General features: G+C 70.2%; 5 protein-coding genes. 1 reads left to right on the plus strand and 4 read right to left on the minus strand.

The genetic code is table 11. The annotated features are described in order from the left end of the window. Nucleotides 1–1270 precede the first annotated feature (1270 nt). Entirely contained in the window at nucleotides 1271–7549 is a 6279-nt protein-coding gene (locus WMF29_RS40245; RefSeq protein ID WP_437325384.1) for an AAA family ATPase, read from the plus strand. Nucleotides 7550–7577: 28 nt separating this feature from the next. On the opposite strand, the gene WMF29_RS40250 is transcribed toward WMF29_RS40245, so the two are convergent. The 4 genes from WMF29_RS40250 to ppdK all read right to left on the minus strand — a co-directional run bounded on the left by WMF29_RS40250 (nucleotide 7578) and on the right by ppdK (nucleotide 13921). Next, the gene (locus tag WMF29_RS40250) at nucleotides 7578–8288 is read right to left on the minus strand and encodes a hypothetical protein (RefSeq protein ID WP_437325385.1); all 711 of its coding nucleotides are present in this window, start codon (nucleotides 8286–8288) and stop codon (nucleotides 7578–7580) included. Between the two features lie 292 nt (nucleotides 8289–8580). Next, nucleotides 8581–9312 (minus strand): PspA/IM30 family protein, encoded by a 732-nt coding sequence (locus WMF29_RS40255; protein WP_272102502.1) that lies wholly within the window; start codon nucleotides 9310–9312, stop codon nucleotides 8581–8583. 87 nt (nucleotides 9313–9399) lie between these two features. After that, a complete protein-coding gene (locus WMF29_RS40260; protein ID WP_437325386.1) occupies nucleotides 9400–10944 on the minus strand; it encodes a hypothetical protein in 1545 nt (514 codons plus the stop codon). A 202-nt stretch (nucleotides 10945–11146) separates the two neighbouring features. Further along, nucleotides 11147–13921 (minus strand): pyruvate, phosphate dikinase, encoded by a 2775-nt coding sequence (gene ppdK, locus WMF29_RS40265; protein WP_437325387.1) that lies wholly within the window; start codon nucleotides 13919–13921, stop codon nucleotides 11147–11149. Between the last annotated feature and the right edge of the window lie 49 nt (nucleotides 13922–13970).

Genomic DNA, 13970 nt, shown 5'->3' on the forward strand with positions numbered 1-13970 from the left:
TCGGACCGAGAGCGACTGGTCCAATGGTCATGAGAGTCCGCCGACGCCCTGATACCCCTGCGACGCGGGGGCGTCAGGGACGCGCGATCTCCCACGATCAACTCTGTACATGGGTCAGTCGACCATGGCAACACAATTTAGTAAATGAGTTGCATCTGGCGCATTTTGGTCCGGACGAGATGAGCCAGGCCGCAGAGATCAGGCCGTGAGCCCCCGCGGTCCCCATGGCCGGGCACCGCAGGGTCAAGCGCGGTCGGACTCCGAGCGACTGGTCCACTGGTCATGAGAGTCCGCCGTCGCCCTGATACCCCCGCGACGCGGGAGCGTCATGCACGCGCGGTCTCCCACGATTAACTCTGTAGTTGGGTCAGTCGACTATGGCAACACAATTTAGTAAGTCGACGGATTTTAGTCGGGACGGGATGGTCCAGGCCGCAGAGATCAGGCCGTGAGCCCCCGCGGTCCCCGTGGCCGGGCACCGCGGGATCGCCGGAATGAGGGAGCCGCCAAGGCGCCATAAGACGCCAAGATTTTTGTGTCTTTCTTGGCGTGCTTGGCGCGCTTGGCGGTTCCAAAGACCCCACCATCGGCCAAAGCCCCCACCACCCATCGCCGCGCAGCCGGGGCGAAGCCCCCCGGATGTCGCACCGCGCGCCGCGCGCGCCCCCGCCCTGCTCCTGTCTATCAACAGCGCTTCCAGCGCGAACCGGCCGGCCCGATCGATCGCGCTCCCAGCGGAATCGGCTGCGACCCATCGCGATCTCCTCGAACCCAGGCGATGCCCGAGGGTCCCCGCCGGGCACCACGAATCGATACGGTGCGTGTCCCTCCGATGCCGCGCGCAGCCGAGACATTCACGCCCTCGGGCACCGCGGCGAGCTCGGCCAGGTGCTCGAGGCGTTCCTGACCGACGTCGCGGGCCGCGGGCTCCCTGGCCACGGCCCGTGGTGGTGTCGGTGCGCGAGACGCCCCGGGGCGTGCAGCTGTCGATCCTGGACGTCGGCTTCGGCCTGGGGTTGCCCGAGTCGGCGCTCCAGCGCGTGCTCACCGCCCCTGGCTCCGCGCCGGCCGGCCTGGAGCTGCTCGGCCGGCTGATCCTGGCGGTCGAGGCGACCGCGCCTGAACCTGGTTCGCTAGGATGTTGGCGGGCCGGGGGGCGTCGGCAGCGCCAACCCCCTGGCGGCACCGCTCGGTGCAGACCTCCCCCGCGGAGATATACCTGGTTGAATGCACCACCTCTCACAGACAGGCGAGCGAGGTTAGGCTATCGATGTTCGTCGAAAGAGGCTACGCGCTCCTCGAGAAGATCGAGGAACACGCCGATTTCAGCTTGATCCGCGCGTACCGCGAGGGCGACGGTGTCCCCGTCTTGCTGAAAGTCCTGCGCGCGGAGCGAGCGACCCGCGCCGACATCGCGCGCTTCAAGCACCAGTGCGAGCGCATCGCGCAGCTCGCCTCACCCCGCCTCGTCGCCCTGCACGCCGTCGAGGAGCTCGCCGGCGCCCTGATTGTCGTCCTCGAGGACTTCCCGGGCCGCGCTCTCGCGCGGCTCCTCGCCGCGCGCCCGTCGCGCACAATGCCGCTCTGCGAGGCGCTCGATCTCACGGCCGCGCTCGCCGAAGGCCTCGCCGCCGTCCACGCCGCAGGGCTCATCCACCGCGATCTGCGCCCGCACAACGTGCTCGTCGGCGCAGGGGGCGCGGTCAAGATCACGAGCTTCGGCGTCGACGCCGAGATCACCCGCGCCCACGAGCGGCTCTACGCGCCGGCGGTGATCGCCGACGTGCTGCCCTATGTCTCCCCCGAGCAGACGGGCCGCATGAACCGCGGCGTCGACTACCGGACGGACCTCTACGCGCTCGGCGTCATCCTTTACCAGTTGCTCGCGGGGCAGCGCCCCTTCGAGGCCCTGGACCCGATGGAGCTCATCCACGCGCACCTCGCCCTCGCCCCCGCGCCGCCGTCCCGCGTCGATCCGACGATCCCCGACGCCGTCTCCGGCGTCGTGCTCAAGCTGCTCGCGAAGAACGCCGAGGACCGCTATCAGAGCGCCGAGGGCCTGCTCGCCGACCTCGAACGCTGCCGCGAGGCCCTGCGCGGCACGGGGACGATCGAGCCCTTCGTCGCGGGCCAGCACGATCGCCAGGACCTGTTCCGGATCCACCAGAAGCTCTACGGCCGCGAGCAGGACATCGAGGCGCTGACCGCCGCCTTCGAGCGCGCGCTCGAGGGCAGCCGCGAGAGCGTCCTCGTCTCCGGCTACTCGGGCATCGGAAAGTCCTCGCTCGTGCAGGAGATCTTGAAGCCCCTCGCGCGCCAGAAGGGCTATTTCACGAGCGGCAAGTACGACCAGTACAACCGCGACGCGCCCTACAGCGCGGTGATCCAGGCCTTCGACGGCCTCGTGCGGCAGCTCCTCACCGAGAGCGAGGCGCGCATCGAGCGCTGGCGCAGCGCGATCCTCGAGGCGCTCGGGCCGAACGCGCAGGTCGTCTGCGACGTCATCCCCTCGCTCTGCCATGTGATCGGCGCGCAGCCGCCCGTGCCGGCGCTCGGCCCGCTCGAGGCCCAGAGCCGCATGAGCCGGTGTTTCTTGCTGTTCGTCTCGGTGTTCGCGCGCGGTGCGCACCCGCTCGTCCTGTTCCTCGACGATCTTCAGTGGATCGACCCCGCGAGCCTGGGGCTGCTCCGCACGCTCCTCGCCGACGACTCGCTCGAAGCGCTCTTCTTCTGCGGCGCCTACCGCGACAACGAGGTGTCGCCCGGGCACCCGTTCGTCCGTGCCATCGAGGAGCTCAAGCACGCCGGGCTCGTCGTGCACGACATCGTCCTCGCCCCGCTCGCGCGCCCCCACCTGCTCCAGATGCTCTCGGACAGCCTCGCGTGCGACGACTGCGGGCCGCTCGCCGACGCGGTGCAGAAGAAGACGGGCGGCAACCCGTTCTTCGTCAAAGAGTTCGTCCGGTCGCTGCACGTTCACGACGTGCTCACGTTCGCTGCCGGGTCAGGCTGGCGCTGGGATCTCGCCAGGATCGATGCGCTCGCGTACACGGACAATGTCGTCGACCTCATGGTGCGCGCCATCGCGCGCCTGCCGCCGGAGGCGGTGGAGGCGCTCAAGCTCGCCGCGGCGATCGGCAGCCGGTTCGAGCTCGACATGCTCGCCACGGTGAGCGAGTGCTCGCCGGAAGAGGCGTACGGCCGCATCGATCCCGCCGTCGGCGAGGGGCTCGTGCTGGCCGTGCGCGACGGCTATCGCTTCGCCCATGACAAGGTCCAGGAGGGCGCCTACGCCATGATCCCGGAGGCGGACCGGCCCGCCTTCCACCTCCGGATCGGCCGGCTGCTCGCGGGCAAGCTCGACCTCTCCGAGAGCCAGAGCCTCTTCGATGTCGTCGGCCACCTGAACAGCGCGGGCGACCTCGTGTCGGACCCCGCGGAGCGCCTTTCCCTCGCCCGCATGAGCCTCGATGCCGCCCGCCGCGCCGAGGACGCGTCCGCCTTCGGCGCGGCCTTGCGCTACCTGAAGCTCGGTCTTCTGCGCCTTCCGGAGGACGCCTGGACGTCGCAGTACCCGCTTCGCCTCGAGTACGGGATGAAGACGGGCCTCATGCTCTCGCTCTGTGGTCGGCACGACGACGCCCTCGCGCTCCTGTCCGATTGCCTGGAGCGTGCCGTGGATCGGCTCGATCGCACCGAGGTGCTGCGGCATAAGATGAACGTGCAGGTGCTGAAGAGCGACCTGCCCGCCGCGCTCGCGGAAGGGCTCGCGGCCCTGCGCCCGTTCGGGCTCGACTTGCCCCCCTTCCCTGACGAAACCATGGTCGACGCCCAGATCCGTGCGACGATGGCCCTCGTCCGGGAAAAGACGCTGGAAGCGCTGCCCGACCTGCCGCCGCTCGCGGACCCGGAGTTCCGCGCCATGCAGGACGTGCTCCAGGAGCTCTCTTGTCCGTGCTGGTTCTTGAGCCCCAACAACCTCGTCATCACGGTCGCGAAGCTCGTCGAGAACACGCTCCGCCACGGGCGATCGGCGCACGCGATCTACGGCTGCATCACCTTCGGGGTGTTTCTCTGCGGTCGTGGCGACATCGAGCTCGGCTACCGCTTCGGCCGCGCCGCCATCGACCTTTCGGCGCGCTACCCGGACAAGAAGTCCGATGCGATGCTCTGGAACCAGTGGGGCGCCTGGTTGCAGCACTGGAAAGAGGGCTACCCTGTCTGCAGGGAGTCGCTGCTCGTCGCCATACACGCCGGGCTCGAGACGGGCCAGTACATCTGGGCGTTCTACAGCGCGAAGAACGGCATCACGAACAGCCTCCTGCGCGGCCTGCCGCTCTCCGAGCTCCTCGCCGAGGCGCAGAGCTATCAGTCGATACGGAAGCTCGACAGGTGCAACACCATCACCTGGATCGTCGCCGCGGCCGGACAGCTCGCGCACCAGCTCTCGGTCGAGACCGCGCACCCGGCCAGGCTCAAGGGCGCGTGGGTCGACATCGACGAGGTGCTCGAGGAGTGCCGCCGGATCGACAACCAGGGCTCGCTCTTCTTCGGCTACTTCTACGTCGTTCTCCTCGGCGTCTTTCAGGGCGCGTTCGAGGAAGCGGCGCGCAGCGCGCTCGCGCTGGATATCGAGATCCCGAACGTGGCGGCCTGGCACGGCATCCCCGCGTTCCATGGCTACGCCGGCGTCGCGCTCACGCAGGCGGCGGACGTGGTCTCCCCGGACGAGCGCGCGCTCTTCCTCGCCCGCGCGGAGATCTTCGCTGAAAAACTCTCCCGCTGGGCGGACCTCTGCCCGGAGAACCTGGCGCACCGCAGCGCCCTGCTCAGCGCCGAGCTCGAGCGCGTCCGCGGCGACGCGCGCGCCGCGGCCGGGGATCGCTACGACGAGGCGATCGCCCTCGCGCAGCGCGGCGGCTACCTCCACGACGAGGCGCTCGCCAACGAGCTCGCCGGCCTCTCCTTCCGCGCGCTCGGCAAGACCACCATCGCCCGCGCCTACCTCACCGAGGCGCACAGGGCCTACGGCCGATGGGGCGCGACCGAGGCGATGCGCCGCCTCGAGCGCGCGTACCCCGACCTCGTTCCGAGCGAGATCCTCCGCGGCGCGACGCCTCCGGAGGCCGCCGCGCCCGCCTCCACCGCCCTCGACCTCGGCTCGGTGCTCAAGGCCTCCCAGGCCATCTCGGGCGAGATCGTCCTCGACCGCCTGCTCGACGCACTCATGCGCATCCTGGTCGAGAACGCCGGCGCGAGGCGGGGTTGCCTTCTCCTCGCCCGCGGCGAGACCCTGTTCTTGACGGCCGAGGCGAGGGCGGAGGGCACCCGGATCGAGGTGCGTATTCCTCGTGAGCCCGAAGCCTCCCCATCGGATCTTCCGGTCCCCCTCCTCAACTACGTCCGGCGCAGTCGGGAGAAGGTGATCCTGGACGACGGGACGGCACGAAATACCCTCGTCGCCTACGACGACCTCTATCGGTACCCCAAATCTGCCCTCTGCCTGCCCATCCTGCGGCAGGCGGAGCTCGTGGGGCTGCTCTACATGGAAAACGACCTCATCGCCGGCGCGTTCACCCAGGAGCGGCTTTCGGTGCTGGAGATGCTCTCGGCCCAGGCCGCCATCTCCATCGCCAATGCCACGCTCTACGCCGACCTCCTCCAGGAGAACAGCGAACGTCGGCGAGCCGAGCAGGCCGTGCGCGACAGCAAAGAGCTGCTGCAGTCGATCATCGACAACTCGACAGCGGTCATCTCCCTCAAGGATCTTGAGGGTCGCTACCTGATGATCAACCGGCGCTACGCCGAGCTGTTCCACGTCAGTGAGCAAGCGATCGTCGGCCGGACCGACTACGATGTCTTTCCCACGGAGCGGGCCGATGCCTACCGCGCCGTCGACCAAGACGTGCTGGCCACCGGAGCGGCGCTGCAGGCCGAGGAAGAGGCCTCCCAGGACGATGGGCTGCACACCTACCTCTCTCTCAAGTATCCCCTGTGCAACGCGGCGGGCCAGCCTTATGCCGTCTGCGGCATCTCCACCGACATCACCGAGCGCAAGCAGGCCGAGGCGGAGCGCCAGGCCCGCAAGACGGCCGAAGCTAGAAGCCAAGCGAAGACCGAGTTTCTGAGGAACATGAGCCACGAGCTCCGCACGCCGCTCAACGCCATCCTCGGCTACGCCCAGCTCCTCAAGCGCTCACCGGATCTCGAAGACCGTCAGGCGGTGGGACTGAATACCATCCAGCAGAGCGGCCAGCACCTCTTGACCCTCATCAACGACCTTCTGGACCTCGCCAAGATCGAGGCGGGCAAGATCGAGCTCTACCCAGGACAGCTCGATCTCTCGGCCTTCCTGACGGCCGCCGCCGACATCATCCGCGTCAGGGCGGAGCAGAAGAGCCTTTACTTCGTTTACGAGGTCACGCCCCACCTGCCCCAGGCGGTGCTGGCCGACGAGAAGCGCCTGCGCCAGGTGCTGCTCAACCTCCTGGGCAACGCGGTGACATTCACCGATCGGGGGCGGGTGCGCTTCGGGGTGCAGGTGCTGGCCCAGGACGAGACCGGGGCGCGCCTGCGCTTCGAGGTGGAGGATACCGGCGTCGGAATGACGCCGGAGCAGCTGGGAAAGCTCTTCCAGCCTTTCGGGCGGGTGGGGAATGTGCGGCGCCGCCCGGGCACCGGCCTCGGGCTCATGATCAGCCGCCAGCTGGTGCACCTCATGGGCAGCGAGATCCAGGTGGAGAGCCGGCCCGATGAAGGCAGCCGGTTCTGGTTCGACGCGACCTTGCCGGTGGCCGAGCTCGCGAGACCCCTCCGGCCTTCCGAGCGGGTCACCGTCGGCTACGAGGGGCCGCGCCGGAAGGTGCTGGTCGCCGACGATGCGGCGGGCAATCGGGCGGTGCTTCTGGGCCTGATGAGCGGCCTGGGCTTCGAGGTCTACGAGGCGGCCAATGGCCAGGAGGCCATCGAGCAGGCGATCGCGGCGTCGCCGGATCTGGTGCTGATGGATCTGGTCATGCCGGTGATGGGCGGCCTGGAAGCCATCCATTGCATTCGTCGCGATCGCCACGCTCGGGGGCTCGCGCGGCTGCCGTTCATCGTCATCTCCGCGATCGCCAACGAGGGAGACCAGGCGGAGAGCGTCGCAGCCGGCGCCGACGCCTTCCTCACCAAGCCCATCGACCAGGAAAGCCTGCTGCGGATCCTCGGCGCCCAGCTCGGGCTCACCTGGGTCTATGCCAGACCGGCCGAGGAGCAAGCCGGGGACGGCGGCGCCGCGGAGCTCGTGGCCCCTCCCCGGGAGGAGATGGAAGTCCTGCATGCCCTGGCCCTGCAGGGCAACATGCGCGACATCCGAAATCGGGCGGCCTACCTCACCACCCTGGGCGAGTCCTACCGCCCGTTCGCAGACCGCCTGGATCGGCTGGCCCAGGACTACCAGTCCCAGGCGATCCTCACCCTCGTCGAGCAGCGCCTGCAGGGGGTCGAACCAAACGCGATGGTGGGGCCGGAGCTGCCGCGGTGCATGGAGGGCGGTCAGCGACCATGAGCAGCGTCACGGCCCCCGGTGACGGGCTCTATTGAATCGACAGGGTGACGGCGTCATCCGTCACGTCCGCCACATCGAGGGTTCCGGTGAAGATCGCATCGAACGTGAAGTTGCGGAGGACGAACGAATGGCGCCCCTCGCCGATCGCCGCCGTTGCATCCGAGAACGAGTGCTCCAGGCTGTCGATATGGATGTCCCCCTCGAACTCGCGCGACGCGATCCAATAGGGATCTCCCTCGACCAGCACGGGGACCAGGGCGCACGCGTCGTTGGTGGGCTCGCCGTCGATGAAGTCGGTCTCCCCGACGCCCCAGGCCCCGTCCACGAACGTCGCGCAGCCCGCCGTGGCGGCTTCGTCGGCAGCGATCGCGAGCTCCGTCGTATCGAGGCTGCTGCCGCCCGCCCCGCCGCCGCCTTCCGCAGTGCCGCCCGCACCTGCGCCGCCGCCGCCTTCCGCAGTGCCGCCCGCGCCCGCGCCGCCGCCGCCTTCCGCACTGCCGCCCGTGCCCGCGCCGCCGCCACCTTCGGCACTGCCGCCCGCGCCCGTGCCTGCGCCTCCGCCTTCCGCATTGCCGCCCGCGCCCGCGCCGCCGCCGCCTTCGGCACTGCCGCTCGTGCCCGCGCCGCCGCCACCTTCGGCGTGACCGCCCGCGCCAGCGCCGCCGCTACCAAAGCTGACCTCGTCATCCCCGCAGGCAACCAGCAAGCACCCAAGAAAGACGATCGATATCCACTTCATTCGCACCTCGGCTCTCTGTGACGCGCGGCAGCGTAACATGAGCCACAAGGACGCCCCAGATATCGGCCCGGACGGCTGAGCCCGCAATCTCGCGACACACGCCCGGCGGTCGCGCCGATGGGCGGGATGTCGCCCGCGCCGCTCCGTGATGGAGCCTTCGTCACCTGTCGAAGGAAGGATGCTCGCCGACGCGGAATGACGCTCGATGCATCGCCAGCGCCGCGGAGCGCGTCCGGCGAGGACGGCCGCCGCTCCCCGCCCCCTGCCGCGCTTCTTCTCGGCTCTCAGCCCCTCAGGACCCGATCCGGATCCGCTTCTTCAGCGCGGCGAGCTCGTCGTCGACCGCCGCCCCGCCCGGCTTGTCCGCGCTGCCGCCGCCGGCGCCGCCGCGGCCGTGCTCCAGCTGGGCGAACTTCGCCTCCAGCTCGGCCGCCGACAGCCCGCCGCCGGAGATCGCCTCCTCGATCTCGCGCGACGCCGCGACCTGCGCCACCTGCCCCTCGACCTGCTCCTCCATCCGCCGGAACTCGGAGAAAGCGCTCTGGCCGCCCCGCGCCCCGAGCCCCTCGGCGCCGCCGCCGGCGCGCTGCTGCTGGATCTGCGCCGCCAGCGTGCCCTTCCGCGCCTGGAACTCCTCCTGCTTGGCCTCCATGCGCTCGAGCTCGGTCTTCATCGAGAGCACCGCCGAGCGCTGCTCCGCGCGCATCGCCTCGGCGCGGTCGCGCTCGCCCACCACGCGCTTCTTCTGCACGAGCGCCTCGCGGGCGAGCTTCTCGTCGTTCGCCTTCAGCGCGAGCTCGGCGCGCTTCTCCCACTTCTCCGCCTCGGCGTCGAGCTCGTCGACCTTCTTGCGCAGCACCTTCTCGGCCGCCACCGCGTCGACCAGCTCCTTCCGCGCCGCGCGGACCTGGTCCTTCATCTCCTCGACGATGAGATCCAGCGACTTTTTCGGATCTTCCGCCTTGTCGAGGAGCGCGTTGACGTTGCTCGAGATGACCTTTCCCATCCGGTCGAAGATGCCCATGCCGCTAGCGTGCACCGCCCCGCCGCGCCTGTAAAGCGCCCGCGCGCGGGGCCGCAGGCGCCCCCGCGGCCCCGGGGAGACCGGCGATCAGGGCGGCGGCGGGTACGCCGGACCGAAGCTCGACTCCACCGACGACCGCGTCGTCAGCAGCGGCGTCTTCAGCGTCTCGTCCTCGTACAGCGGCCTCACCACGCAGGTGTCCTCCCCGCACTCCCCCCCGTCGACGAACGCGACGTCGGCGACCAGCCAGTACCGGGTGCTCCCGTCGGCCGGCGCGAACGTGACGGGCGCCTCCGGGTCGTAGAACCCGGTCGGGCCGAGATCCGCCCCGAGGGAGCCATTGCAGAAGATCTTGATCCGCGGATGGACCGCGTAGTTCCGGCCATGAGCCGAGTAGTAATGGACGCCGATCCGCGTCCACTGGCCGAACGGCGGAAAATCCACGTTGATGTTCTCGGGCGCGCAAAAATCATCGCTGTCCGGGTTCGTGACGTCGGGGTCGCACGTGATGTTGTCGATGTCGAGCCGCGGGTTGTAGCAACCCTGATCGAGATCGCGCCACGCCTGCCCGGCGCCGCGAGGGGCGTAATAACACGTGTTCTTGGCCTCCTCCGGGTCCGCATACCAGCTCACCGGCTCCGGCGGAGACGCGCCGTCGCTGAACCACCGGAGCTCCGGATCCGACCCCAGCGTGTCCACGGTGCAGTTGTTGTAGCCGCAGTCGTTCGGCGAGCCGGAGACCGCCCACGGCTGCGTGTCGCCCGGCTTGTGCAGGTGCAGATCGAGATCCACCCCCTGGCCGCCGAGGTCGTGCTCCCACTCGAGCTCGACCCGCAGGCCGGGCGCGCCGACGTAAAGGGCATACTCGCAGGAGTCGGTCGCGCCGTCCGCGAGGCGCTTCGTGTAGACGACCTTGTACTCCCCCGACTGGAGCGGCTTGTAATCATCCGCCGGGCTCGCTCCGGACACCGCCGGACAGGGATCGATGCCCGCGGGGCAAACGACGCTCCAGGTCTCCGAGCCAGGCTCGGCGTCCACGCTGAACGTGCCTGTCCCCTCCTTCAGATCCACGTTCGCGAACGGAGGCACCCTCAGCGCGTGGCACCCCGCGGGGTTCTCGCTGAAGCAGGCCTCGGTCGCGTGGCTGCCGCCGACGCACGGCCCCCAGACCCCCACCTCGTTGCAAAGCTCGGTGCCAGGAAAACACCCCTCCGCCGCGCGGTACGAAGGATCGCCCATGAAGCACGCGTGCGCCTGCCCCGCGACGCAGGAGCACGTCTCGTCGACCTGACCGTCGCAGTCGTCGTCGAGGCCGAGGTGGTTGAGATCGCAGAGCTCCTCGGGACCGCACTGGGTCCCGCACGGGTTCACGGCGGCATCGCCGCCGCCGCCGTCGTCTCCGCCAGGGGCAGCCCCGCCAAGGCCGTCATCCGGAACGAAATCGCCGCTGCCGCTGCTGCCCTCGGGCGCGCCGCCGCCGCCCGCGCCGCCTCCGCCGTCCCCGGGCGCGCCGCCGCTCGCGCCGAGCTCGGGGCGCGGGCCCGAGGCGTGGCAGCCGACCGCGACGAACACACCCGATGTCGCGGCCCCGAGAAATGCGAGGAGCGCAGAGGAGACGCCGAGATGACGCATGAAACCTCCATGTCTCGCCAGCGCGCGGTGGTGCGGCTCGGGCAGGCAGGCGCGCCCGGCGAGACACCGGCGATGAACAGCGAGGTTCCTGGTTTAGCAGACTTGGCGAGATACCAAAGCTCGCACGAGCGTAATCAAAGCACGCTCGTGAGAACGGATGTCCCGACGCCCTCTCCGGGCATATGTCGCCGGACGGTGGGTGTCAGTCCGTCGCGCGCGGACCCCTCGCGGCCTCGGCGGCGAGCGCCGCCTGCGCCGCGGCGAGGCGGGCGATGGGGACGCGGAACGGGGAGCAAGACACGTAGTCGAGCCCTGCCCTCTCGAAGAACGCAATCGAGCTCGGATCGCCGCCGTGCTCGCCGCAGATGCCGAGCTTCAGCCCGGGCCGCGCCGCGCGCCCTCGATCCCGCCCGATCTCGACGAGCTCTCCGACGCCGGGCACGTCCAGCGACTGGAACGGATCCTTCGCGAAGATGCCGGCCTCGACGTACGCGCCGAGGAACCGGCCCGCGTCGTCGCGCGAGATGCCCAGGGTCGTCTGCGTGAGGTCGTTCGTGCCGAAGCTGAAGAACTCGGCCTCCTCGGCCAGCTCGCCGGCCCTGAGCGCGGCGCGCGGGAGCTCGATCATCGTCCCGAACCGGACGTCGATCCGCCGCCCCTTCTCGGCGAAGACCTTCTCCGCGACCCCCTCGACGAGCGCGCGCGTGAGGGCGAGCTCGCGCCGGGTCATGCTGAGCGGGATCATGATCTCCGGCTCCACCTCGATGCCCGCCGCCGCGACCTCGCACGCCGCCTCTAGGATGGCGCGCGCCTGCATCTCGTAGATCTCGGGCGACGTGATCGCCAGCCGGCAGCCGCGGTGGCCGAGCATGGGGTTGTACTCGGCGAGCTCCGCGCTCTTGCGCTGGAGATCCTCCGCGGAGACGCCCGTCGCCCTCGAGAGCTGCTGGAGCTGCGCCTCGTCCTGCGGCAAGAACTCGTGCAGCGGCGGATCGAGCAGCCGGATCGTCACCGGCAGCCCGGCCATCTCCCGGAAGACGCCCACGAAATCGCTGCGCTGGAACGGGAGCAGCTTCGCGAGCGCGCGCCGCCGCCCGAGCTCGCCGTCCGCGAGGATCATCTCCCGCACCGCCTGGATGCGCTCCTCGTCGAAGAACATGTGCTCGGTGCGGCAGAGCCCGATGCCCTCCGCGCCGAAGTTGCGCGCCGTCCTCGCGTCGTGCGGCGTGTCGGCGTTCGACCGCACCCTGAGGCGCCGGACCGCGTCGGCCCAGGCCATGAGCTCCTCGAACTCGCCGCTCAGCGCCGCCGGGATGGTCGGCACCGCCCCGAGGTAAACGGTGCCGGTGCCGCCGTCGAGCGTGATCAGGTCGCCGTCCTTCACCGTGATCGTGCCGGTCGCGCGCCCGTGATCGTCGTAGATCGTCACCGCCATCCGGCCCTGGCTCACGCTGATGGCCGAGCAGCCGGCGACGCAGCTCTTGCCCATCCCCCGCGCCACCACGGCCGCGTGGCTCGTCATGCCGCCGCGGGCCGTCAGGATGCCGCGCGCCGCCTTCATGCCGTGGATGTCCTCCGGCGACGTCTCGGAGCGCACGAGGATCACCGCCCTGCCCTGGCCGGCGCGCCGCTCCGCCTCGTCCGCGCTGAACACCACCTGCCCCGTCGCCGCCCCGGGGCTCGCCGGCAGGCCGCGCGCGAGCAGCTGCTTCGGCGCGCTCGGGTCGATGCTCGGGTGCAGCAGCTGATCGATCGAGCCCGGATCCACCCGCAGGATCGCCTCCCGCTGGCTGATCAGGCCCTCCTTGGCCATCTCGACCGCGATGCGCACGGCCGCGCGGCCCGTGCGCTTGGCGGTGCGGCACTGGAGCAGGAAGAGCTCGCCCTGCTGGATCGTGAACTCCAGGTCCTGCACGTCGCGGAAGTGCTGCTCGAGCTTGCCCTGCACCTCGACGAGCGCCGCGTACGCCGCGGGCATCCGCGCCTCGAGCGAGCTCTCGTCGTCTACACCGCCGCCCTCGCCCGTGCCCGCGCCCGTGATCGACAGCGGGTGCGGCGTGCGCACCCCCGCGACGACGTCCTCGCCCTGCGCGTTGGGGAGCCACTCGCCATAGAAGCGCCGCTCTCCGGTCGACGGATCGCGCGTGAACGCGACCCCCGTGCCGGAGTCGTCACCCAGGTTGCCGAACACCATCACCTGGACGGTGCAAGCCGTCCCCCAGGCCTCCGGGATATCGTGCATCTTCCGGTATACCTGGGCCCGGTGGTTCTTCCAGCTATCGAATACGGCGCCGATCGCCCCCCAGAGCTGCGCGTAGGGCTCGTCGGGGAACGGGCGGCCCGTCGCCCCGAGGACGATATCCTTCTGCCGCTGGATCAAGGCCGCGAGCGACTCCGGATCGAGCTGGGAGTCGGGCACCTTGCGCTCGAGCTCGGCCGAGTTCAGGCGCGTCGCGTCGACGCCGAGCTTCGCGGCGGCCTGCCTGCGCGCGCGGCCGAGCGCCTCCTCGAAGCGGTCGCGGGGCACGCCGAGCACGATATCGGCATACGCCAGGATGAACCGCCGATAGGCGTCGAGCGCGAATCGCTCGCTGCCCGTTCGCCGCGCGAGCCCCCGCGCGATCTCGTCGTTCAGGCCGAGGTTCAGGATGGTATCCATCATTCCCGGCATGGACGCGCGCGCGCCCGAGCGGACCGACACGAGCAGCGGCGCCTCGGGGCTGCCGAACCCCGCGCCGCGCAGCGACTCCAGCCGGCCGATCGCCGCCTTGATCTCGTCCTCGACGCCGGCGGGGAGCGCCTTCCCTGAAGCGTAGTAGGCGTTGCAGACCTCGGTGGTGACCGTGAAGCCCGGCGGCACGGGGATGCCGAGGCGGGTCATCTCCGCGAGCCCCGCGCCCTTTCCGCCGAGCAGATCCTTCTGCTGAGCGTCCCCGTCCGCCTGCCCTGCGCCGAAGAAGTATATCGATCTCCCCATGGCGGGCGCACGCTAGACCGTCCTCGCAGTCAGGTCGAGAGCCCTCGAA

This window comes from Sorangium sp. So ce381, assembly GCF_051473845.1.
Taxonomy (GTDB): domain Bacteria; phylum Myxococcota_A; class Polyangia; order Polyangiales; family Polyangiaceae; genus Sorangium; species Sorangium atrum.